Here is a 22,672-nt window from a genome sequence, read left to right on the forward strand (position 1 = left end):
TTACAAATTCAGAGCAGATTGCCGATTTTATGAATCTCAACGCAGTGATTGTCCTTGTAAAGCTAGTCCTGGTGGTCGTGGTACCGTCCGGGGGCTTTTGCGTGGACAAGCGGGTGAGATAGCGACAACCTGACTCAAACACCAGAAACCCCCGGCACCGAAAGGTCCCGGGGGTTTCTTTTTTGCGGCAAAGAAAAAGGGAAAAACGACCATGAACGGCGCACAGCACATTCTTGAAGCGTTCCACCGCCATAACATCAACACCGTTTTCGGCTATCCGGGCGGCTGCATCATGCCGCTATACGATGCCCTGGTGGACGATGTCGGTGTGGAACACGTGCTGTGCCGCCACGAACAGGCCTGCGCCCTGTCCGCCGACGGCTATGCCCGTGCCAGTGGCGAGATTGGCGTGTGCATCGCCACCTCCGGCCCCGGTGCTACCAACCTGATCACCGGCGTTGCCAATGCCTATATGGATTCCATCCCCATGCTGGTAATCACCGGGCAGGTAGCCACCAGCATGATCGGCACCGATGCCTTCCAGGAAACCGACATTCTGGGCATGACTCTGGGCATCGTTAAGCACAGCTACCTGGTGGACGATGCCGAAGCACTGCCGGTGATCATCGAAGAAGCCGTCCAGCTGGCCCAAAGCGGCCGCCCGGGGCCGGTGTGGATTGATATCCCCAAAGACGTCCTGCTGACGGAAGTTGCGACTGCCTCACCGGCCACTGCGCCCACACCGGACGCCCACTGCCCGGACATCACCCGCGCCCTGGCCATGCTGCGCTCGGCACGGCGCCCCCTGCTCTACAGTGGCGGCGGCGTTTCCCTGGCCCAGGCCGAAGACAGCTTCCGCGCCTTTGCCGAAACCTCCGGCCTGCCGGGCGTTGTTACCCTTAAAGGCATCGGCAACGCTGGTAAGCACAATCCCCATAACCTGGGCATGTTAGGCATGCACGGCTCCCGCGCCGCCAACAAGGCAGTCGACGAATGCGACCTGCTGTTCGTAGTCGGCGCCCGCCTGGACGACCGCGCCACCGGCAAACTGGACGGTTTCGCCCCCAACGCGAAAATGATCCACATCGACGCCGATGCCGCCGAGATCAATAAACTCCGGGAGGCCGACCTGGCGCTGCGCGGCGACCTGAACGCCATTCTGGTGGCATTCATTGCCGCTCTGGAAAGCGAGTCGCTGGCCATCGCCGACTGGCAAAAGCAATGCCAGACCTGGCACACCACCGGTGGTTTCAAGGCCGCGGATAACGAAGAGCCCATGGCCCCCATCACCGGCCCGGCCTTCATCCGCCAGCTGTCCCGCACCGCCCCGGATGACACGGTCATCGCCTGTGACGTAGGCCAGCACCAGATGTGGGTTGCCCAGCATTACGAGTTTGACCACCCCCGCCGACACCTCACCAGCGGCGGCCTGGGCACCATGGGCTTCGGCCTGCCGGCGGCCATCGGCGCGCAGTTTGCCGACCGAAACAGCACCGTCATCAACGTAACCGGCGATGGCTCGTTCATGATGAACGCCCAGGAACTGGCAACCATCCGCCGGTACAAGTTGCCCCTGAAGCTGATCATCCTCGACAACCAGTGTCTGGGCATGGTGCGCCAGCAGCAAGAGCTGTTCTACAACAACCGGGAAAGCCACATAAACCTGGACGACAACCCGGATTTCGTGGCCATGGCCCGCGCCTTCGATATTCCGGCCCTGCACATAGACCGCACCGACCAGATCCGCCGGGGCATAGAAACCATCCTGGCCTACGACGGCCCGATGCTGCTGCACGTGGCGATCAGCCGGGAAGAAAACGTATGGCCCATCGTAAAACCTGGCGCCAGCAACCGTGAAATGATCGACGAAACCAAGCGCACCAGCACTGCAAACAAGGAGAACGTAGCATGAACCCGCAATCCCAAACGGCTATGCCAAGCTACACGTTAAACTGCCGCATGAATCAGGAAGCGGCTGCACTGGAGCGCCTGTGCCAGGTGGTTCGGGTTCGGGGTTTCCGGATTTCGCGCATGTCTATGGAGGCCGCCGAAGACCACCTGGATATCGCCCTGACCCTTTCGGGTAGCCGGCCTATCGGTATGTTACGTTCGCAGCTGGAGAAGCTGCATACGGTTGTTGAGGTGGCCCTTCAGGAACAGGCGGCTGTTCGTTCGGTTTCTGCCTGAGGGTCTGGCTTGGGCTCCCAGACTTTCGGTTGTGCGGGCGGGCTTGCGGTGTGGCTGTTGGATTTTTTTTGGAAAAACAACTCGCTTCGCTCAGACATCTTTTTCCGGCAAAAAATCCAACAGCCGCCCCGCGCCGACGGGCATTGGCGGGTTCACGGGAAAACTTCCCGGGCGCGTGTTGTCCCCACTACCGACGGCCTCTCTGATATAGGCTTTTTTTGCCTGCGGCGTTTTCCTGGAAACTGTTGCACTTTGGTGCTTTGTGGGTTTCGCTGGTGAGAGGCTGATTTCGTTAACGACTTTTATTGGGAGGTTTTGTTATGACCACGGATAAACGACGTCGTTATTCCGCACCGGTGGTGGATGGTATTAACAAGTCTGCCAGTCGCGCGATGTTGCGTGCGGTGGGGTTTCAGGATGAGGACTTTCGGAAGCCGCAGGTGGGTATTGCCTCTACCTGGAGCAATCTGACGCCCTGCAATATGCACATTGACGGGCTGGCCCGGGAAGCGGCGAAGGGGGCAGACGCAGCGGGCGGCAAGAGTCTGATTTTCAATACCATCACGATTTCAGACGGCATTGCCAACGGTACCGAGGGCATGAAGTATTCCCTGGTGTCCCGGGAGGTGATTGCGGATTCGATTGAGACCGTGGCCGGTTGTGAGGGTTTTGACGGGCTGGTGGCGATCGGGGGCTGTGACAAGAACATGCCGGGCTGCATGATGGGCCTGGCGCGGCTTAACCGGCCGTCGGTGTTTGTGTATGGAGGGACCATCATGCCCGGTAAGAATCACACCGACATCATTTCGGTGTTCGAAGCGGTGGGTGCCCATGCCCGGGGCAATATGGATCTGATTGAGGTGAAGCAGATCGAGGAAACCGCCATTCCGGGGCCGGGCTCCTGCGGCGGCATGTACACCGCCAACACCATGGCGTCGGCCATCGAGGCGATGGGTATGAGCCTGCCGGGCAGTTCGGCTCAGCATGCGGTGTCTGATACCAAGCTGGCCGATTGTGAGGCTGCCGGTGCGGCCGTGCTGAAGCTATTGGAGGCAGATATCAAGCCTTCCGACATCATGACCCGCGAGGCGTTCGAGAATGCGATTACCGTGGTGATCACCCTGGGCGGTTCCACCAATGCGGTGCTGCACTTGCTGGGCATGGCCAGCACGGTTGGTGTGGAGTTATCGCTGGATGACTTTGTACGCATTGGCAAACAGGTGCCGGTACTGGCCGACCTGCGGCCGTCTGGCCATTACATGATGTCGGAGCTGGTCGCCATCGGCGGCATTCAGCCGTTGATGAAGATGCTGCTGGAGCGGGGACTGTTACACGGCGACTGCCTGACTGTCACCGGCAAAACCCTGGCTGAAAACCTCGAGACCGTAACCCCTTACCCGGAAGACCAGCAGATCATCCGGGCCTTTGAAAACCCCATCAAAGCCGACAGCCATTTGCGCATCCTGTTCGGCAACCTGGCGCCGGAAGGCTCTGTGGCGAAGATTACCGGCAAGGAAGGCACCCACTTCTCGGGCCGGGCACGGGTGTTCCATTCCGAGGAAGAAGCCCAGGAACGCATCCTCGACGGCACGGTGGTGGCCGGCGATGTACTGGTCATCCGCTACGAGGGCCCGAAAGGCGGCCCCGGCATGCGAGAAATGCTCAGCCCCACCTCCGCCATCATGGGCAAGGGTTTGGGCAGCGACGTCGCCCTGATCACCGATGGCCGTTTCTCCGGCGGCAGCCACGGCTTCGTGGTAGGCCACATTACCCCGGAAGCCGCCGTGGGCGGCCCGATTGCCCTGGTGGAAGACGGCGATACCATCACCATCGATGCGGTCAACAACTCGATCCTGCTGGAGATTTCTGACGAAGAAATGACCAAGCGGCAAGAAGCCTGGACCCCGCCCGAGCCAAGATTTACCCGGGGCGTGTTGGCGAAATATGCTCGCACCGTGAGTTCGGCTTCTACCGGGGCTGTTACTGACTTGCCCGAGTCTGGCTTGGGCTCCTAGCCTGTTGGTTTTGGGGCGGGTACGCGGGGTGTGGGGTATTTTTCTTCGGGGAAAAACAACTCGCTTCGCTCAGACATCTTTTTCCCTGTCAGAAAAATACCCCACACCCCCCTACCGACGGGCCTAAAGGGAATAGGAAAGTTTAAAGACAAAGCGAAAGATACAAACTCAGATACAGGCAAAGGCAAAGGCAAAGGCAAAGGCAAAGATTGTGTGGGTTAGCTGCCACTCACAAGGGTAGGCACTTGGTTTTCCCGAAAAAGTCTTTCCAAACGAGAACCCGCCAATGCCCGTCGGCGCGGGGTGGCTGTTGGATTTTTTGCCGGAAAAAGATGTCTGAGCGAAGCGAGTTGTTTTTCCAAAAAAAATCCAACAGCCACCCCGCAAGCCCGCCCGCACAGCCGGAAGGCTGGGAGCCCAAGCCCAGCCGCCCCACCAAACGGGAAGTCCGGGAGCCCAAGCCGGACTCCCAGAAAGCCAAACTTAAATCAGCTCCACAGCCACGGCAGTCGCTTCACCACCGCCAATGCAGAGGGACGCCACACCGCGTTTCAGGCCGCGCTGCTTCAGGGCATTGATCAGGGTGACGATGATACGGGAGCCGGACGAGCCGATGGGGTGGCCCAGAGCGCAGGCGCCGCCGTGGACGTTGACCTTTTCAGCCGGCAACTTGAGTTCGTTGATCGCCGCCAGGGTGACCACCGCGAAGGCTTCGTTGATTTCGAACAGGTCGACATCATCCAGAGTCCAATCGGCTTTTTTCAGTACCTTTTCAATGGAACCGATCGGGGCCAGGGTGAACTCTGCCGGCAAGCGGGCGTGGGTGGCGTGGGCTACGATTCGCGCCTGCGGGGTCAGGCCACGGTTCTGAGCTTCCTCAGCGGTGGTCAGGACGAGGGCCGAGGCACCGTCGCTGATGGAGCTGGAGTTGGCCGCGGTTACCGAGCCGTCTTTGGCGAACGCCGGTTTCAGCTGGGGGATTTTCTCCGGCTTGGCGTTGCCCGGTTGTTCGTCGATGTCGACTTGGGTATCTCCACCGCGGCCGGAGACCGTCACCGGTACGATCTCATCCCGGAACCAGCCATTCTCGATCGCCGCCAGGGATTTCTGCAGGGAGCCAATGGCGAATTCGTCCATGGCTTCACGGGTGATGTTGAACTCATCAGCCGTTCGCTGTGCGAAAACGCCCATCAGGCCGCCTTCGTAGGCGTCTTCCAGACCATCCAGGAACATGCTGTCCATCACCTGACCATGACCCATGCGCATACCGCCGCGGGCTTTAGGCAGCAAGTACGGCGCCTGGCTCATGTTTTCCATGCCACCGGCAATCATGATGCTGTTGGTGCCCGCTTTGATCTGGTCGTGGGCCATGATAATGGCCTGCATGCCGGAGCCGCACATTTTGTTGATGGTGGTACACCCGGAGCTATCCGGGATACCAGCAGCACGAGACGCCTGCCGAGCCGGCGCCTGTCCCAGGCCAGCAGGCAGCACACAGCCCATGATAACTTCCTGAACGTCCGCCGGCTGCAGCCCTGCACGTTCAATGGCAGCCTTAATGGAAACCGCCCCCAGTTCAGGCGAGCGAACAGAGCTCAGCGAGCCCATCATCCCACCCATCGGAGTCCGGGCGGAGCCTGCAATAACGATGTCGTTGTTCATGGATTTCGTTCTCCTTCAACAGAACTTAGTTTGTATTCTTGTTTTGCCGATCGGTCTTGTGTGGGTTTCTAGCCTGATAGTTTGGGCTCCCAGACTTCCAGCTGGGCGGGCGGGCTTGCGGGGTGGCCTTTTCATTTTCCTTGAAAAAGAACTCGCTTCGCTCAGACATCTTTTTCTGGCGAAAAATGAAAAGACCACCCCGCGCCGACGGGCATTGGCGGGTTCTCGTTTGGAAAGACATTTCCGGGAAGAACCAATGCCTACCCTTCTGACTGGCGGCTAACCCACACAATCTTTGCCTTGGTCTGTGTCTTTAAACCTTCCTATCCCCCTGCTGCCCGTCGGTAGGGGGGTGTGGGGTGTTTTTCTGGCGGGAAAAAAGATGTCTGAGCGAAGCGAGTTGTTTTTTCCCAGAAGAAAAACACCCCACACCCCGCGTACCCGCCCCCACAACCGGAAGGCTAGGAGCCCAAGCCAGACCAAAGCACCAAAGTCAGCGCCCAAGCACCGAACGGGCAATGATCTCCTTCATAACCTCCGAAGTGCCACCATAAATCCGCTGAACCCGCGCATCGATGAAATTGCGGGAAATCGGATACTCGGTGGTGTAACCGTAACCGCCGAACAGCTGCAAACAGCCATCAGCCACGCGACACTGCATCTCAGTGGCGCTGTACTTGGCCATGGACGCTGTCGGCGCATCCAGCTTGCCGTCTTCGTATTCGCGGATGCACTGGTCGACGAACGCTTTGTTGATGCGGTAGTCGGTTTCCATGCGGGCGATTTCGAAGCGGGTGTTTTGCAGCTGGCTCAGTTTCTGGCCGAACAGTTCCCGTTCCTGGGTGTACTGGATGGTCATGTCCAGTGAGCCACGGGCGGCGGCAACACCCAAGGCGCCGATGACCAGTCGTTCCCGGGGCAGCTCGCGCATCAGGTACACAAAGCCCTGCCCCTCTTCACCCAGCAACGCCGAGGCGGGGATGCGCATGTCGGAGAAGAACAGTTCAGAGGTGTCGCCGGAATGCTGGCCGATTTTGTCCAGGTTGCGGCCTTTGCTGAAGCCCGGCAACGAGGTGTCGACCAGGAACAGGCTGATGCCCTTGGCGCCGGCATTGGGGTCGGTCTTGGCGGCGACGATGACCATGTCGGCGTGCTGGCCGTTGGTGATGAAGGTTTTGGAGCCGTTCAGGATGTAGTCGTCACCGTCTTTCACTGCGCTGGTGCGGATGGCCTGCAGGTCGCTGCCTGCTCCCGGTTCGGTCATAGCTATTGCGCCGACGGCTTCGCCGGAGACCATTTTCGGCAGCCATTGCTGCTTCTGCGCGTCGTTACCGATGTGGCTGAGATACGGCGCCACGATGTCGGAATGCACCATCACGTTGGTGGACAACGCACCGAATCCCATCCGGGCCAGTTCTTCGCCCACCACAACCGAATACTGGAACGGCGCTCCGCAACCGCCGCAGTCTTCTGTTACGTCGACACACAGCATGCCGGCTGCGCCCAGGGTGTTCCAGAGTTCCCGGGGTACGATGCCGCTCTTTTCCCAGGCTTCATAATGGGGCGCCACTTCGGTTTCGAGGGCCTTGATGACGGCGTCCCGGAACAGTGCCAGTTCTTCCTGGTCAACGGTGTTGGTCATTTCGCTCACCTTTTATCCTTGTTATCCGTGCCTTATCGGGGCGCCATGCGCAGGGCGCTGTCGAGCCGGATGACTTCGCCGTTCAGAACGGGGTTGCGTACCATCTGGTCGACCATCATGCCGAATTCTTCCGGCTTACCGAGGCGCTTGGGGAACGGCAAGGTGGCGGCCAGGCTGTCCTGAACTTCCTGGGGCATGCCAGCCATCATCGGGGTCATGAACAGGCCCGGAGCAATGGTGTTCACCCGGATCCCTTCGCGAGCCAGTTCCCGGGCCGATTGCAGGGTCAGTGCTACCACACCGCCTTTCGAGGCACTGTAAGCGGCCTGGCCAATCTGGCCTTCGTAGGCGGCAACCGATGCGGTGTTGATGATCACACCTCGTTCGCCGTCGGCGTTGGGTTCGCGCTGGGCCATGTCTGCTGCCGCCAGCCGCAGGATGTTGAAGGTGCCGATGAGGTTTACCTGGATCACCTTGCTGAAACTGTCCAGCGGCATCACGCCTTCACGGCCCAGAATCTTTGATGCCGGGGCAATGCCGGCACAGTTCACCGCAATACCACAGGGGCCATGGGCTTCCCGGGCGGCTTTCAGTGCAGCTTCCGCGCTTTCTTCCGAGGCCACGTTGCATTCGATGAAAATGCCGCCCAGCTCGGCAGCCACCTGTTCGCCACGCTCTTTGTTCAGGTCCAGGATAGCCACTTTGCAGCCTGCGGCAGCCAGCGCCCGCGCGGCGCCTTCACCCAGGCCGGAGGCACCGCCGGTGACGATCGCGGGAATGTTTTTGAAATCCATAACTTGTGTCCTGTTATTGGTATTAGCGCGGCCGAAAACTGGCCGCGCATAGTTTACGTTTACGTAAACTTAATCCAGATACCCTAGCTGAAACAACACCCGTTTCAGCCGAGGCGCTCAACAATTAGTGCAATACCCTGCCCGCCACCGATACACATGGTGATCAGGCCGTAACGGCCACCGGTACGTTCCAGTTCCGCCAGGGCTTTGATAGTCAGGATGGAGCCGGTCGCACCCACCGGGTGGCCCAGAGCGACCGCGCCGCCGTTCGGGTTCACCTTGTCTTCCGGCAGGCCAAGCTCGCGGCTGACGGCCATGGCCTGGGCGGCGAAGGCTTCGTTGGATTCGATCACGTCCAGGTCGGCCACAGACAAACCGGTGTTCTTCAGGACCTGGCGAACCGCCGGAATCGGGCCCACGCCCATCACTTCCGGGTCTACGCCGGCAAAGGCATAGCCTACCAACCGGGCGCGGGCTTTCAGGCCACGCTTTTCGGCTTCCGCGGCACTGGTCAGTACCATGGCTGCAGCACCGTCGTTAAGGCCGGAGGCATTGCCCGGGGTCACAATGCCGTCTTTCTGGAACGCAGGTTTGAGGCCGGCCAGGCTTTCAACCGTGGTGCCCGGGCGTACGTGCTCGTCTTTATCGAACACGACTTCCTTACGACCCTGTTTGACCGTAACCGGCACGATCTGGCCATCGAAGTAGCCTTTCTCGATGGCATTCGCGGCCCGGCGGTGGCTTTCAGCAGAAAACGCGTCCAGTTCTTCCCGGGTCAGGCCCTGATTGGCGGCAATACGCTCGGCGGTCATGCCCATGTGGCCACTGCCAAACGGATCGCTCAGAATACCCAGGGTCAGGTCTACCGCACGGCCATCGCCCATGCGCAGGCCTTTGCGAACGTTTGGTAACAGGTAAGCACCCTGGCTCATGGATTCGGCACCACCAGCCAGCGCCATGCGGCTGTCGCCCATCACAATCAGCTGGGCCGCGCTGATCACCGACTGCACGGCAGAGCCACACAGGCGGTTCACGTTGAACGCCGCAGAGCTTTTCTCCATACCCACATTCAGGGCAATGTGCCGGGCCAGGTAAGCGTCCTGTGGGCCCGTGGTGATGATGTGGCCGAATACCGAATGGTCGATATCCGCGGCTTCTACGCCAGCGCGGCTGATGGCCTCGCGAGCGGCGGCGGTGCCCAGCTCGGCCGGAGCCAGTGAGCTCAGGCTGCCGCCAAAGCTGCCGATAGCGGTGCGGGCACCGTCCAGAATGACTACGTCTGTCAGTTTCATGTTCTTCTCCTGAATATAAGTGTTAGAAAGGCTCATTTGCCCAACATGGAGCGGGCAATCACTTCTTTCATGATTTCCGAGGTGCCAGCGTAAATGGTCTGTACCCTGGCATCTACAAAGAATCGGGAAATCGGGTATTCCAGAGTGTAACCGTAGCCGCCGAACAACTGCAGGCACTCGTGGGCAATGTCACACTGCATTTCGGTGAGCATCAGTTTCAAAATGGCTGCGTCGGTGGCCGTCATGGCGCCTTGATGATACTTGCTGATGCACTGATTCAGGTAAGCGCGGGCCATATCAATACGAGCCCGGGCTTCCGCCAGCTTGAACCGGGTGTTCTGGAAATCGGCAATGCGCTGGCCGAAGGCGTGGCGCTGCTGCACGTAATCCAGCGTCAGCGCCAGTGCGCCTTCTGATGCACCGATTGCCTGGGCACCCACACCCAGCCGCTCCCGGGGCAGCTCCCGCATCAGGTAGGCGAAGCCCTTTCCCTCTTCCCCGAGCAAAGCCTCCTCGGGCACAATCAGATCCGAGAAAAAAAGCTCGGCAGTATCACTGGCGTGCTGCCCGATTTTCTTGATGCCCTTGCCCCGGCTAAAGCCCGGCAGGCTGGTATCCACCAGGAACAACGACACACCCTTGGCGCCGGCTTTCGGATCAGTCTTGGCGCAGACAATCACCATATCGGCATGCAAGCCGTTGGTGATAAACACCTTGGCGCCGTTAATGCGCCAGCCGCCCTCGGTGCGCTCCGCCGTGGTGCGCATAGCAGCAAGATCACTGCCGGCACCCGGCTCGGTCATCGCGATCGCCCCCAGCACCTCGCCAGAGATCATCGCCGGCAACCAGGCCTGTTTCTGCTGTTCATTACCCAGATGCAGGATGTACGGCATCACAATGTTGGCGTGGATGTTGTAACCGGAGGCCAGGCCGCCAAAGCCCATGCGGGCGATTTCTTCGATCGCCAGCTGGCTCACCTCGAAACTGGCCGCCGCACCGCCATACTCTTCGGGCATATCAATGCCGAGCATGCCGGCCTGCCCCAGGGTGTGCCACAGCGGCCTCGGAATCTCTCCGGCCTCTTCCCACTGCTCATAAAAAGGTGTGACTTCCTGCTCCAGAGCCCGGACAATCATGGCCTGGAATAATTCGGTTTCTGCCTGTTCTGCTGACATGGGCGCCCCGCGTTTAAATTCAGTGAATAAAATGGAACACTATTAGACTCCGTATGCCTCCGGGCTAGAATGACCCTTCTTGCCGAATTAATTGACCTGTTACGCGGCTGCGCTGACCACTATGGCCAAGGCTCACATTGCCAACCACTACCTTCAAGCGACCCTTCGTGGCGCGGAACGCCAGGGCCACGACGGCCCCACACTGCTTGAACAGGCAGGCATCCCTGCCGACTGGCTAAACACGCCGGAACAGCTGATCACCGAACAACAACTGACCCAACTGGTGAAATCGGTCTGGCGCGCAACCCGGGACGAATTCCTCGGCTTGTCATCGGAACCCTGCAATAACGGCACTTTTGCACTGATGTGCGACTACTGCCTGGGCTCGGCCACGCTCGGTGCCGTGCTTCGAAAAAGCGCGCACTTTTACCGGGTGATCTGCCGGAATCTCGATATTGCGATGGAAGAGCAAGGCAAGCAGGTGTTCTTCCGTTTGCACCTGAAAGACGCCCGTAACGACACCGACCACCTGCTGCAGGAATTCCTGATTCTGATGTGGGAACGCCTGTCCTGCTGGCTGGTAGACCAACAGATCCCCTTCGCCCGCACCCAGTTCAGCTACCCGGCTCCGGCCCACAAAGCGGAGTACCGGGCCATGTACCCGGGTGAACTGAAATTCGAGCAGCCGGTGTGCGGCTTTCTGTTCCATGAAAAATACCTGCAGCTGCCCATCGTGCGCAGCGAGGAAGAGCTCCGGCAATTCCTGCAGGCGGCTCCGGCCTACATCCTGCACCGCCCCAGCCAGGACGAAAGCCTGCGCGCCCGCATCCACGCCCTGCTCGCCCGCTACAATTACCCGGACATGCCGGGGCTCGACGCCCTGGGCCGGGAGCTGCACATGACACCCCGCAACATCGGCCGAAAACTGCAGGACGAAGGCACCTCCCTGCGCAAGATCAAGGAAACCCTGCGGCGGGAACACGCCACCCGCCTGATGACCAGCGAAAGTCTGAGCATCAGCGAAATCGCCGAACTGGTGGGCTTCTCCGAAACCGCCGCCTTCTCCCGGGCCTTCAAGCGCTGGACCGGCTTATCGCCGGCCCGATGGCGTGGCAGCCAGGTTAACGGGTAGTGCGGGCTTGATTTGGCTTGGGCTCCCAGCCTGTTGGGTGTGCGGGCGGGGTCCAGCTTGGGCTCCTAGCCTGCTGGGTGCGGGGGCAGGTACGCGGGGTATGGGGTATTTTTCTTCGGGGAAAAACAACTCGCTGCGCTCAGACATCTTTTTCCCTGTCAGAAAAATACCCCACACCCCCCTACCGACGGGCAGCACGGGGATAGGAGAGTTTAAAGACACAGGCAAAAGCAAAGATTGTGGAGGTTAGCAGCCGGTCAAGAGGTTAAGCTTTGGATTTTCCCAGACACGTCTTTTCTAACGAGAACCCGCCAATGCCCGTCGGCGCGGTGTGGCTGTTGGATTTTTTGCCGGAAAAAAATGTCTGAGCGCAGCGAGTTGTTTTTCCAAAAAAAATCCAACAGCCACACCGCAAGCCCGCCCGCAAAACCAACAGGCTAGGAGCCCAAGCCAAGCCCACCCCCACAACCGGAAACCAGGGAGACCAAGCTTTACGTTAACGTAAACTTGAATTACCCTGAACAAAAATAACACAACCGTTCCGGACCGCACATGAGCGACAAGAAAACCTTCAATATCAGCGAGCTCTCCCAGGAGTTCGACGTAACCACACGAAGCATCCGCTTCTACGAAGACCAGGGGCTTTTGAACCCCACCCGGCGCGGGCAGACCCGTATCTTCAGCAACAAAGACCGGGTACGCCTGAAGCTGATCCTGCGCGGCAAGCGTATGGGGTTTTCCCTGGCCCAGACCAAGGAGCTGTTCGACCTTTGGGATGAAACTCTCACCGGCAATGAAAAGCAGCTGCTGAAAATGCTCGAGATCCTGGGCGACCGGCGCGCGCACCTTGAACAACAAAAAGACGACATCGCGCAGGCGGAGATGGAAATAGACACCGCAGAAACCCGGTGCCGCGAAGCCCTGGACGAACTGCAGAAAAAGAAAGAACAACAAAGCCTGGCCACCGACTAGGGCAACAACCCGCAGCGGGCAACTAAACGACACACTAGCAAGAACAAAAAAGGCAGCACACGATGAAATCCCAATACAGCGAACTCAACTTCGGCCTTGGCGAAACCCTCGACAGCCTGCGTGAACAGGTCAACCGCTTCGCCGCCGATGAAATCGCCCCCCGGGCCGAGGAAATCGACCGCACCAACGAGTTCCCCATGGACCTGTGGCGCAAACTGGGCGCCATGGGCCTGCTGGGCATTACCGTGAGCGAACAATACGGCGGCGCCGGCATGGGCTACCTGGCCCACGTCGTCGCCATGGAAAAAATCAGCCGCGCCTCCGCCAGCGTTGGCCTGTCATACGGTGCCCACTCCAACCTGTGCGTCAACCAGATCAACCGCAACGGTACCGAAGAACAAAAACAGAAATACCTGCCCAAACTCATCACCGGCGAACACATCGGCGCCCTCGCCATGTCTGAGCCCAACGCCGGCTCCGACGTCATCTCCATGAAACTCCACGCCCGCGACGAAGGCGACCACTACGTCCTCAACGGCAACAAAATGTGGATCACCAACGGGCCAGACGCCAACACCTACGTCATCTACGCGAAAACTGACCCGAAAGGCGGCTCCAAAGGCGTCACCGCCTTCATCGTAGAACGCGACCACCCCGGCTTCAGCCGCCACCAGAAACTCGACAAACTCGGCATGCGCGGCTCCAACACCTGCGAACTGGTGTTCGAAGACTGCAAAGTCCCCAAAGAAAACGTCCTCGGCGGCATAGGCAACGGCGCCAAAGTCCTCATGAGCGGCCTCGACTACGAACGCATCGTCCTCTCCGGCGGCCCCCTCGGCCTCATGCAAGCCGCCATGGACGTCGTCGTGCCCTACATCCGCGAACGCAAACAATTCGGCCAGGCCATCGGCGAATTCGAACTGGTACAGGGCAAAGTGGCCGACATGTACACCTTCATGAACACCGCCAAATCCTACGTCTACATGGTCGCCCAATCCGCCGACCGCGGTGAAACCACCCGCAAAGACGCCGCCGGCGCCATCCTGTATTCAGCCGAAATGGCCACCAAACTCGCCCTCGACGCCATCCAGCTCCTCGGCGGCAACGGCTACATCAACGACTACCCCACCGGCCGCCTGCTGCGGGACGCGAAGTTGTATGAAATCGGGGCTGGAACGTCTGAAATCCGCCGCATGTTGATTGGCAGAGAACTGTTCCTGAACAAGTAAGCGTTGCGCGGAATCCACTGACCAAGTCAAACGAGGTCCTGCGGGTAGAGCGATTCAAAAATTTCGTAGGCCATGGATGGCCGGAGAGAAGCGCACAGGGACGTGCTTGTAGCGGTTTTTGAATCGCTCTACCCGCAGGGCCGATGCACGGACGAATATCTAATGACGATACTCCAGAGCAAAATTAACCCGAGGTCCGACGAATTCCAAGCCAACCACAACTCCATGGCCGCCGCCGTAACCGACCTAAGGGAAAAAGTCGAAACCATCCACCAGGGCGGCGGCCCCGAATACCAGAAGCGCCACACCGAACGCGGTAAACTCCTGCCCCGCGAACGCATCAACAAACTACTCGATGAAGGCTCCCCCTTCCTCGAAATCGGCCAGTTCGCCGCCTACAACGTCTACGGCGAAGACGTCCACGCCGCCGGCGTAATCGCCGGCATCGGCCGGGTCAGCGGCACCGAATGCATGATCATCGCCAACGACGCCACCGTTAAAGGCGGCAGCTACTACCCGCTGACCGTCAAAAAACACCTGCGCGCCCAGGAAATTGCCGAAACCAACCGCCTGCCCTGCATCTACCTGGTCGACTCCGGCGGCGCCAACCTGCCAAGGCAGGACGAAGTCTTCCCGGACCGCGACCACTTCGGCCGCATTTTCTACAACCAGGCCCGAATGTCTGCCGATGGTATCCCCCAGATCGCCGTTGTTATGGGTCTGTGCACCGCCGGCGGTGCCTACGTACCCGCCATGGCGGACGAATCCATCATCGTGCGCAATCAGGGCACCATCTTCCTGGCCGGCCCGCCGCTGGTCAAAGCCGCCACCGGCGAAGTGGTCAGCGCTGAAGATCTGGGCGGCGCGGATGTACACTGCAAAATCTCCGGCGTGGCCGACCACTACGCAGAGAACGACGCCCACGCCCTCGACATCGCCCGGCGCTGCATCGCCAACCTCAACCGCCGCAAACCCGTGCCGGTCGAACTGCGCGAACCCAAGGCACCGCTGTACAACCCGGAAGAAATCTACGGCATCGTCGGCACCGACTTGCGCAAACAGTTCGACGTACGCGACGTGATCGCCCGCATCGTCGACGGCTCCGAATTTGACGAATTCAAACGCTACTACGGCTCCACCCTGGTGACCGGCTTCGCCCATATCCACGGTTACCCCGTGGGCATCATCGCCAACAACGGCATCCTGTTCAGCGAATCCGCCCAGAAAGGCGCGCACTTTATTGAACTGTGCTGCCAGCGCAACATCCCGCTGCTGTTCCTGCAAAACATCACCGGCTTTATGGTGGGCCAGAAATACGAAGCCGAAGGCATCGCCAAGCACGGCGCCAAGATGGTCATGGCCGTGGCCTGCGCCAACGTGCCCAAGATCACCGTGCTGATTGGCGGCAGCTACGGCGCCGGCAACTACGGCATGTGCGGCCGCGCCTACAGCCCGGACTTCCTGTGGATGTGGCCGAATGCCCGCATCTCGGTGATGGGCGGCGAACAGGCCGCCAACGTACTCGCCACAGTCAAACGTGAAGGCATGGAACGCAAAGGCCAGGACTGGAGTGCCGAAGAAGAAGCCGAATTCAAGCAACCCATCGCCGATAAATACGAACAGCAAGGCCACCCCTACTACGCCAGCGCCCGCCTGTGGGACGACGGCGTGATCGACCCGGCCCAGACCCGGGAAGTCGTAGCCCTCAGCCTGTCTGCCACCCTGAACCGACCCGCCAAGCCGACGCGCTTTGGCGTGTTCCGCATGTAACCGGAGAGAACGCCATGACCAAACAGACCTCTGCCGTTCTGCTCAACTACCTGGAAGGTGGTGTTTCCGAAATCGTGCTGAACCGGCCAGACAAGCGCAACGCATTCGACGATGTGATCATCCAGCAGCTGATCAAGGCGCTGGAAGTCACGGAAAGAGACGACCAAACCCGCGTCGTCCTCCTGCGCTCCGAAGGCAAACACTTCTCCGCCGGTGCCGACCTTGGCTGGATGCGCCGCATGGCAGACAACGACCATGCCGAAAACCTGAACGACTCCCGGGAACTGGCCAGGCTAATGAGCACCCTCAACCACCTGTCCAAGCCGGTGATCGGCCTGGTTCAGGGCGCAGCCTACGGTGGTGCCGTCGGCCTGGCAGCCTGCTGCGACATCGTGCTGGCCACCGCAAACGCCAGCTTCTGCCTGAGTGAAGTGAAACTCGGCCTGGTTCCCGCCGTTATCAGCCCCTACGTGGTGCGGGCCATCGGCGAGCGCCAGGCCCGGCGCTATTTCATCTCCGCCGAAGTCTTCAGCGCACGACAGGCCAGCGAATACGGGCTGGTGCACATCGTCTGTGACGACGAAGCCGCCATGCACGCCCGCTGCAACGAGCTGCTGCAACAACTGGCCGCCAATGGCCCGCAAGCCATGAGTGCCGCCAAGGACCTGGTGTTTGCCGTCAGCCACAAGCCTATCGGTGCCGATGTCATCGAAGACACAGCCCAACGCATCGCCGACATCCGTGTGGGTGAGGAAGGCCAGGAAGGGCTCAGCGCTTTCCTGAACAAACGAAAGGCCAGCTGGGTTCCGGGAGACAACACATAATGTTCAATAAAATCCTGATTGCTAACCGGGGCGAAATCGCCTGCCGGATTATCCAGACCGCCCACCGCATGGGTATCCGCTGCGTGGCAGTCTACTCAGACGCTGACGCCAACGCTCGTCATGTTGCCATGGCAGACGAGGCCTTCAACATCGGCCCGGCCGCCAGCGCTGACAGCTACCTGAAAGCCGACACCATTATCGACATTGCCAGGCAGAGTGGCGCCCAGGCCATTCACCCCGGCTACGGCTTCCTGTCTGAAAACACCGGCTTCGCCGAAGCCTGCGAAGCCAACGGCATTGTGTTCATCGGCCCGCCCTCTTCGGCCATCGCCGCCATGGGCTCCAAATCCGCCGCCAAGGCGATTATGGAGGAAGCCGGCGTACCCCTGGTGCCGGGCTACCACGGCAAAGACCAGTCGCCGGAGCTGCTGCGGGCCGAGGCTGAGAAATGCGGCTTCCCGCTGCTGCTGAAGGCCGTTGCCGGTGGTGGCGGCAAAGGCATGCGGGTGGTGGAAACTATGGCCGACTTCGATGACGCCCTAGCCGCCGCCCAACGGGAAGCCAGGAACGCCTTCGGCAACCCAGACATGCTGATCGAACGCTACCTGACCCAGCCACGGCATGTGGAAATCCAGGTGTTCTGCGACCAGCAGGGCAACGGCATCTACCTGGCCGAGCGGGATTGCTCGGTGCAGCGTCGCCACCAGAAAGTACTGGAAGAAGCCCCCGCACCGGGGCTGAGCGAGGACACCCGTACAGCCATGGGCGAGGCCGCCGTGAAAGCCGCGCAAGCCATTAACTACGTGGGCGCCGGCACCGTCGAGTTCCTGTACGACGTAGACGGCTCGTTCTTCTTCATGGAAATGAACACCCGCCTGCAGGTGGAACACCCAGTCACCGAAATGGTCACCGGGCAAGACCTGGTGGAATGGCAGCTGAAAGTGGCCTGGGGTGAGCCGTTACCGCTGGCCCAGGAGCAGGTGAAAACCCGCGGCCACGCCCTAGAAGCCCGTATCTACGCCGAAGACCCGGACCAGGACTTCCTGCCTGCCACCGGCACCCTGCGCTACCTGCGCACCCCGGAAGAATCCGCCCACGTTCGGGTGGATACCGGCGTTACCGAAGGGGACGAGATCAGCATCCACTACGACCCGATGATCGCCAAACTCATTGTGTGGGACGAAACCCGGGAACAGGCCATCAACCGCATGGTTCAGGCCCTGGAGCAGTACCGCATTGCCGGGGTAAAAACCAACATCCGCTTCCTGCATGCCCTTGCCGATGCCGAACCCTTTCGCCAGGCCGAGCTGACCACCGGTTTCATTGACGACCACCGCAAGCTGCTGTTTCCCGCTTCCGGACCGGATACCGACAAGGTTCTTGTGTTAGCCGCCGGCTTTGTCCTGGAGCAGCGCAAATCCCGGGAAGCCGTCAGCACAGACCCCTGGTCGCCCTTCGGCCGGCAGAACAGCTGGCGTTTGAATTCCGACTACGCAGAACCCCTGGCCCTGCAGATTGGCGAGGAGGTGGTCGAACTAAGGGTTCTTGAGCAGGATCACGGCTATCAGATAACCCTCGGCGACAACCGCTATACTCTGCAGGCCAGCCTGCAGGACGATTACCTGCAAGCAGTCATCAACGGCCACCGCCTGTGCGTGTACGGCAACCTGCACCACGACGAACTGGTGTTGTTCCACGAAGGCAACAGCATCACCTGCAAGCTCTACCGTGAACGCTGGGAAACCGAAGACCTGGCCGGCGATGGCAGTCTGGCTGCCCCCATGAACGGTGCCATTGTGGCGGTGCAGGTGCAGGCTGGCGACAAGGTCACCGCCGGCCAGACCCTGGTGATCATGGAAGCCATGAAGATGGAGCACGCCATCAAAGCCCCGGCCGATGGCACCGTCAGCGAGGTGTTCTTTGCCCAGGGTGACCAGGTATCCGAAGGGGCGGAGTTGATCGCCATCGAGATTGAGGAGACTGCGTAATGGCCTTCCCGAAACGTGTCCGACTGGTGGAAATGAGCCCCCGGGACGGTCTGCAGAACGAACCCGGCCAGGTGATTGCTACCAGCATCAAAACCGGGCTGATCGACCGGCTGGCCGACTGCGGCCTTACCCACATCGAAGCTGCCAGTTTTGTCTCCCCCAAATGGGTGCCACAAATGGGTGATGCCGCCGAGGTCATGGCCGGCATCACCCGAAAGGCCGGCGTACGTTACTCCGCCCTTACCCCCAACCTCAAAGGCTTCGAAAATGCCCTGGCGGCCGGAGCCGACGAGGTTGCCGTGTTCGGCGCCGCCTCCGAAGCCTTCACCCTAAAGAACATCAACTGCACCATTGCCGAAAGCCTGGACCGCTTCGCTCCCGTGGTGGAAGCGGCCCGCAAGCACGGCATTCCGGTGCGCGGCTACGTATCGACGGTGATGGGTTGCCCCTATGAGGGTGACATTGAGCCCCGGCAGGTCGCCAGCGTCGCCAAGACCCTGTACGACATGGGCTGCCATGAAATTTCCCTGGGTGACACCATCGGCGTGGGCACGCCGCTGAAAGCCAAACGCATGCTGGAGTCCGTGGCCGCCCATATTCCCATGGATAAGCTGGCGGCCCACTTCCACGACACCTACGGCCAGGCCCTGGCCAATCTGTATGCGGTACTGGAAGAAGGCGTCAGCGTAATCGATGCCTCGGTGGCAGGCCTGGGCGGTTGTCCTTATGCGAAGGGCGCCTCCGGCAATGTGGCCACTGAAGACGTGCTCTACCTGTTAAATGGGCTGGGTATAGAAACCGGTGTCGACCTGGAAAAACTGGTGGCGACCGGCGGCTGGATCTGCGGCCAGCTCAAACGCCACAACGGCTCTAAAGTGGGACAGGCCATGAGCGGTTGAACGTTAAGGGCCCCGCTCACGGGGCCTGACACAGGGTTAAAGGTCTGAGCCTTCATCCGCCTCGCGCAAACGCTCTTTGCGCTCGAGGTCTTCCTGTATCACCGCTTTGATCTCTTCCAGCACGGCATAGACATCAGAACTGCCACTGTCATCTTCAAATTCACCCGTCAGCACAGAGTCGGGGGTCAGTTCCCCCTCTTCGAACAGCGCCCACATCTCCCTGGCGAACCGGGTGTCCAGGATCTCAGGCGCATACTGGCCATAATAGCGGCGCATGTTATTCACATCGCGGTCGAACATTTCCTGCGCACTGTTGTTGGACGCAGCATTTACCGCCTGCGGCAAATCAATGATCACCGGGCCGTAATCGTCAACCAGCACGTTAAATTCAGACAAATCACCGTGCACGATCCCTTCGCACAGCATGAGCCTTACGTAGTGCATCATCAGCGTGTGGTCTTCAATGGCCTGCTCTGCTGACATGGACACATCAGCCAGTCGTGGTGCGACATCGCCGGTATCTTCTGTCACCAGTTCCATCAGCAACACGCCGTCAAAGCAACCGTAGGTTTCAGGCACACGCACACCGGCTTTCGCCAGCGTGGACAGCGCGTTGATTTCGGCATTCTGCCAGACTTCTTCCTGCTGCTTGCGGCCGTAGTTAGAACGCTTTTCCATGGCGCGGGCCTGGCGCCCGCTGCGAACCTTGCGACCCTCTTGATATCGCGCCGCTTTTTTAAAGCTGCGCTTGACCGCATCTTTATAGACTTTGGCGCAGCGAATCGAATCGCCACACCGTACAATATAAATATCGGCCTCTTTACCGCTCATGAGTCGGCTGATGACTTCATCAATGATGCCATCATCGGCGAGGGGCTTCAGGCGTTCAGGGATTTTCAAAGAGTTCCTGCCAAAATTGGTCGAAGAGAAGCCGCCATTGTACCGTTGGTAGAGTCTGGCGGCTAATGTCGCCCATACCAGGATTATTCCGCTCCACTAAACCCGGGATCTATGCAATGCATCTTCCATTCTGGCTGACCACGGCTGTGCTCTTTCCGGTGTTGCTGTATCAGGGTAAGCGCACTCGTCAAACCACGCCACGGCTGCCCGAGGCCTCCGGATCTCCGTGCGGGCAGTATGGTGAGGGCGAGCCCGCACGGCGTATCCTGGTGATTGGTGAATCCACCGCCGCCGGCGTGGGCACCCAAACCCACGATCAGGGCCTGGCCAGCCAGCTGGCACGGAAGCTCCATGAGGGAACCGGGCAAACCATCGCCTGGCACACCTTCGGGGTTAACGGTATTCGTTTGAATGCCCTGAACCGGGCGCTGGAACAAACAGACTTACCGGAAGCCGATGTGGTTATCCTGAGCATGGGGGTCAACGACACCACCGGTTTTACGCCCCGGAAACGATTCCGCCAGCAACTGCTTGAACTGAGGGAGTTGCTCGAAGCACGGTATCCGGCACCCCTGATGCTTCTGAGCGTGCCTCCCATGCACCTGTTCACCGCCCTGCCGGCGCCCTTGCGCTACGTGATGGGATGGCGGGCCAGGCTTCTGGACGACATCTACCGGCAACTGGCCAGCGAAGCGCCGCAGCACTTCCGCTACGCCCGTCACCCGGTGATTGAAGATACCGGGCTGTTGGCCAGCGACGGCTACCACCCCAGCATCAAAGGCTACCGGTACATTGCCGAAGCCCTGGCGCCGGAGCTGAGCCGGGGCATCAGGGCCCATGCTTCTCCGGAGGAATAGAGTAAGTCATGGTGGCATGGGCCACCGGCTCCTCCATGCCAGTGGAATAGATCGACACCTCACCCACCGCCATCGTGCGCCCTACTTTCAGCAAGGTAGCGCGAGCCCACACCGCAGCGTGAGCGGCGGGCTTGCGCATGAAGTTGATGTTGAAGTTGGTGGTTACCGCCAGGGGGACCAAGCCGATTTTGCCCAGCAGGGCGGCGTACATGGCCACGTCTGCCAGCCCCATCATAACCGGGCCAGACACGGTTCCACCGGGGCGCAAGTGGTCGTCGTCCACCTCCAGCTTCATCTCGGCCCAGCCATCACCCAGCTCCTGCAGAGTGCCGTAGGCGGCACCCTGGGGAAAGTGATCTTCAAGGAAAGCCTTCAGCTCTCCGAATGTTACTTGCATGGCTCTACTGCTCAGTCTGGTTTGTAAAGCCTCAGGATACTCGAAAAGTCCAGCTCACCGTTACCCTGCCCGGCATGCAGCTGGAACAGGTTTCGGGCCAGGGAGCCCATGGGGATGGAAGCCTGGTTGGCGACCGCGTTATCAAACGCCAGTCCCAGATCCTTGGTCATCAGGTTCACCAGGAAACCGCCCTGGTAATCCCGGGATGCCGGCACCCCTTCCATTACACCCGGCCACGGGTTGTATACATTCAGGGCCCAGTTGCCGCCGGAGCTTTGTTTCATGATTTCCGACAGTACGGCAGGGTTCAGGCCGTTCTTCACACCCAGAGCCAGGGCTTCACTGGTGCCCGCCATCAGGATGGCCAGCATCATGTTGTTGCAGATCTTGGCGACCTGGCCCGCGCCGTGGGGTCCGGCGTGGAAGATGTTCTTGCCCATGGCTTCCAGAACCGGCCGTGCCTTGTTGTAGGTGGCCACTTCGCCACCGCAGATAAAGGTCAGTGTACCGGCCTTGGCACCACCTACGCCGCCGGATACCGGTGCGTCGATAAAGGCCAGGTCTTTTGCTGCGGCAGCTTCTGCCACCGCCCGGGAGGTTTCCGGGGCAATGGTGGAGGAGTCAATCACCAGGGTGCCGGCCGGCAGGGCTGCCAGCAGGCCGTCTTCGCCCAGATACACCGCTTCCACATGTTTGCCCGCCGGCAGCATGGTGATCACGCACTCGGCGCCCTGGGTTGCCGCTTTAGCTGAATCAGCAGTGCTGGCCCCTTCGGCCACCAACGCTTCAACCGCCGGTTTGGACAGATCGAAAACCGTGACCTCATGCCCCGCCTTCAGCAGGTTGGAGGCCATGGGCCCGCCCATGTTGCCCAGACCAATAAAAGTTACCTTCGCCATCTTGCTTCTCCTTGTTTTTGTTGCAGTGCGCCGGGATT

At 60.1% G+C, this 22,672-nt stretch carries 19 protein-coding genes; 11 read left to right on the forward strand and 8 right to left on the reverse strand.

Annotated elements, in window-relative coordinates:
- The first annotated feature begins 211 nt into the window (after positions 1–211).
- The 3 genes from ilvG (at position 212) to ilvD (ending at position 4,202) form a co-directional block, all read left to right on the forward strand.
- The gene (ilvG, locus tag Q668_RS09740; RefSeq protein WP_022989424.1) at positions 212–1,912 is read left to right on the forward strand and encodes an acetolactate synthase 2 catalytic subunit; all 1,701 of its coding nucleotides are present in this window, start codon (positions 212–214) and stop codon (positions 1,910–1,912) included.
- Positions 1,909–2,187: an ACT domain-containing protein gene (locus tag Q668_RS09745; protein WP_022989425.1), complete on the forward strand. Its 279-nt coding sequence runs from the start codon at positions 1,909–1,911 to the stop codon at positions 2,185–2,187. Before ilvG ends, Q668_RS09745 begins: the two co-directional genes overlap by 4 nt.
- 320 nt (positions 2,188–2,507) lie before the next feature.
- A complete protein-coding gene (ilvD, locus tag Q668_RS09750) occupies positions 2,508–4,202 on the forward strand; it encodes a dihydroxy-acid dehydratase (RefSeq protein WP_036219652.1) in 1,695 nt (564 codons plus the stop codon).
- 483 nt (positions 4,203–4,685) lie between these two features.
- Here ilvD and Q668_RS09760 read toward each other — a convergent pair whose 3' ends face one another.
- The 5 genes from Q668_RS09760 to Q668_RS09780 all read right to left on the reverse strand — a co-directional run bounded on the left by Q668_RS09760 (position 4,686) and on the right by Q668_RS09780 (position 10,767).
- Complete coding sequence (locus Q668_RS09760) at positions 4,686–5,864, reverse strand: thiolase family protein (RefSeq protein WP_022989427.1); 1,179 nt, start codon at positions 5,862–5,864, stop codon at positions 4,686–4,688.
- A 493-nt stretch (positions 5,865–6,357) separates the two neighbouring features.
- Positions 6,358–7,506 (reverse strand): acyl-CoA dehydrogenase family protein, encoded by a 1,149-nt coding sequence (locus Q668_RS09765; protein ID WP_022989428.1) that lies wholly within the window; start codon positions 7,504–7,506, stop codon positions 6,358–6,360.
- Positions 7,507–7,538: 32 nt separating this feature from the next.
- Entirely contained in the window at positions 7,539–8,300 is a 762-nt protein-coding gene (locus tag Q668_RS09770; protein ID WP_022989429.1) for a 3-hydroxyacyl-CoA dehydrogenase, read from the reverse strand.
- A 104-nt stretch (positions 8,301–8,404) separates the two neighbouring features.
- Positions 8,405–9,592, reverse strand: coding sequence for a beta-ketothiolase BktB (gene bktB / locus Q668_RS09775; RefSeq protein WP_022989430.1), 1,188 nt, complete (start codon positions 9,590–9,592; stop codon positions 8,405–8,407).
- 32 nt (positions 9,593–9,624) lie between these two features.
- Positions 9,625–10,767 carry an acyl-CoA dehydrogenase family protein gene (locus Q668_RS09780; RefSeq protein WP_022989431.1) on the reverse strand — a complete coding sequence of 381 codons (1,143 nt, stop codon included), beginning with the start codon at positions 10,765–10,767 and terminating at the stop codon, positions 9,625–9,627.
- 91 nt (positions 10,768–10,858) lie between these two features.
- On the opposite strand from Q668_RS09780, the gene Q668_RS09785 reads away from it, so the two are divergent.
- The 7 genes from Q668_RS09785 to Q668_RS09815 all read left to right on the forward strand — a co-directional run bounded on the left by Q668_RS09785 (position 10,859) and on the right by Q668_RS09815 (position 19,581).
- Positions 10,859–11,899: an AraC family transcriptional regulator gene (locus Q668_RS09785; RefSeq protein WP_200861352.1), complete on the forward strand. Its 1,041-nt coding sequence runs from the start codon at positions 10,859–10,861 to the stop codon at positions 11,897–11,899.
- A 552-nt stretch (positions 11,900–12,451) separates the two neighbouring features.
- A complete protein-coding gene (locus Q668_RS09790) occupies positions 12,452–12,871 on the forward strand; it encodes a MerR family transcriptional regulator (RefSeq protein WP_022989433.1) in 420 nt (139 codons plus the stop codon).
- Positions 12,872–12,933: 62 nt separating this feature from the next.
- The gene (locus tag Q668_RS09795) at positions 12,934–14,100 is read left to right on the forward strand and encodes an isovaleryl-CoA dehydrogenase (RefSeq protein ID WP_022989434.1); all 1,167 of its coding nucleotides are present in this window, start codon (positions 12,934–12,936) and stop codon (positions 14,098–14,100) included.
- 162 nt (positions 14,101–14,262) lie between these two features.
- Positions 14,263–15,870, forward strand: coding sequence for a carboxyl transferase domain-containing protein (locus Q668_RS09800; RefSeq protein WP_022989435.1), 1,608 nt, complete (start codon positions 14,263–14,265; stop codon positions 15,868–15,870).
- Between the two features lie 14 nt (positions 15,871–15,884).
- The gene (locus Q668_RS09805) at positions 15,885–16,694 is read left to right on the forward strand and encodes an enoyl-CoA hydratase-related protein (protein ID WP_022989436.1); all 810 of its coding nucleotides are present in this window, start codon (positions 15,885–15,887) and stop codon (positions 16,692–16,694) included.
- Positions 16,694–18,682 carry an acetyl/propionyl/methylcrotonyl-CoA carboxylase subunit alpha gene (locus Q668_RS09810; RefSeq protein ID WP_022989437.1) on the forward strand — a complete coding sequence of 663 codons (1,989 nt, stop codon included), beginning with the start codon at positions 16,694–16,696 and terminating at the stop codon, positions 18,680–18,682. The genes Q668_RS09805 and Q668_RS09810 overlap by 1 nt, the downstream gene beginning before the upstream one ends.
- On the forward strand, positions 18,682–19,581 hold the full coding sequence (locus tag Q668_RS09815; RefSeq protein ID WP_022989438.1) for a hydroxymethylglutaryl-CoA lyase: 900 nt from the start codon (positions 18,682–18,684) through the stop codon (positions 19,579–19,581). The genes Q668_RS09810 and Q668_RS09815 overlap by 1 nt, the downstream gene beginning before the upstream one ends.
- Before the next feature lie 36 nt (positions 19,582–19,617).
- Here Q668_RS09815 and Q668_RS09820 read toward each other — a convergent pair whose 3' ends face one another.
- Entirely contained in the window at positions 19,618–20,481 is an 864-nt protein-coding gene (locus Q668_RS09820) for a PA4780 family RIO1-like protein kinase (RefSeq protein WP_022989439.1), read from the reverse strand.
- A 116-nt stretch (positions 20,482–20,597) separates the two neighbouring features.
- On the opposite strand from Q668_RS09820, the gene Q668_RS09825 reads away from it, so the two are divergent.
- A complete protein-coding gene (locus Q668_RS09825; protein ID WP_022989440.1) occupies positions 20,598–21,338 on the forward strand; it encodes an SGNH/GDSL hydrolase family protein in 741 nt (246 codons plus the stop codon).
- On the opposite strand, the gene Q668_RS09830 is transcribed toward Q668_RS09825, so the two are convergent.
- A complete protein-coding gene (locus Q668_RS09830) occupies positions 21,310–21,735 on the reverse strand; it encodes a PaaI family thioesterase (RefSeq protein WP_022989441.1) in 426 nt (141 codons plus the stop codon). The two genes, Q668_RS09825 and Q668_RS09830, sit on opposite strands and share 29 nt — an antisense overlap.
- Positions 21,736–21,746: 11 nt before the next feature.
- Positions 21,747–22,634, reverse strand: a complete 888-nt coding sequence (gene mmsB, locus Q668_RS09835; RefSeq protein WP_022989442.1) for a 3-hydroxyisobutyrate dehydrogenase — start codon at positions 22,632–22,634, stop codon at positions 21,747–21,749.
- Positions 22,635–22,672: the final 38 nt, after the last annotated feature.

This window comes from Marinobacter sp. ES-1, from assembly GCF_000475255.1.
GTDB lineage: Bacteria > Pseudomonadota > Gammaproteobacteria > Pseudomonadales > Oleiphilaceae > Marinobacter > Marinobacter vinifirmus.

Coding starts and splice junctions, on each gene's coding strand:
- ilvG (WP_022989424.1), top strand. CDS start 212: ATGAACGGCGCACAGCACATTCTTGAAGCGTTCCACCGCCATAACATC.
- Q668_RS09745 (WP_022989425.1), top strand. CDS start 1,909: ATGAACCCGCAATCCCAAACGGCTATGCCAAGCTACACGTTAAACTGC.
- ilvD (WP_036219652.1), top strand. CDS start 2,508: ATGACCACGGATAAACGACGTCGTTATTCCGCACCGGTGGTGGATGGT.
- Q668_RS09760 (WP_022989427.1), bottom strand. CDS start 5,864: ATGAACAACGACATCGTTATTGCAGGCTCCGCCCGGACTCCGATGGGT.
- Q668_RS09765 (WP_022989428.1), bottom strand. CDS start 7,506: ATGACCAACACCGTTGACCAGGAAGAACTGGCACTGTTCCGGGACGCC.
- Q668_RS09770 (WP_022989429.1), bottom strand. CDS start 8,300: ATGGATTTCAAAAACATTCCCGCGATCGTCACCGGCGGTGCCTCCGGC.
- bktB (WP_022989430.1), bottom strand. CDS start 9,592: ATGAAACTGACAGACGTAGTCATTCTGGACGGTGCCCGCACCGCTATC.
- Q668_RS09780 (WP_022989431.1), bottom strand. CDS start 10,767: ATGTCAGCAGAACAGGCAGAAACCGAATTATTCCAGGCCATGATTGTC.
- Q668_RS09790 (WP_022989433.1), top strand. CDS start 12,452: ATGAGCGACAAGAAAACCTTCAATATCAGCGAGCTCTCCCAGGAGTTC.
- Q668_RS09795 (WP_022989434.1), top strand. CDS start 12,934: ATGAAATCCCAATACAGCGAACTCAACTTCGGCCTTGGCGAAACCCTC.
- Q668_RS09800 (WP_022989435.1), top strand. CDS start 14,263: ATGACGATACTCCAGAGCAAAATTAACCCGAGGTCCGACGAATTCCAA.
- Q668_RS09805 (WP_022989436.1), top strand. CDS start 15,885: ATGACCAAACAGACCTCTGCCGTTCTGCTCAACTACCTGGAAGGTGGT.
- Q668_RS09810 (WP_022989437.1), top strand. CDS start 16,694: ATGTTCAATAAAATCCTGATTGCTAACCGGGGCGAAATCGCCTGCCGG.
- Q668_RS09815 (WP_022989438.1), top strand. CDS start 18,682: ATGGCCTTCCCGAAACGTGTCCGACTGGTGGAAATGAGCCCCCGGGAC.
- Q668_RS09825 (WP_022989440.1), top strand. CDS start 20,598: ATGCATCTTCCATTCTGGCTGACCACGGCTGTGCTCTTTCCGGTGTTG.
- Q668_RS09830 (WP_022989441.1), bottom strand. CDS start 21,735: ATGCAAGTAACATTCGGAGAGCTGAAGGCTTTCCTTGAAGATCACTTT.
- mmsB (WP_022989442.1), bottom strand. CDS start 22,634: ATGGCGAAGGTAACTTTTATTGGTCTGGGCAACATGGGCGGGCCCATG.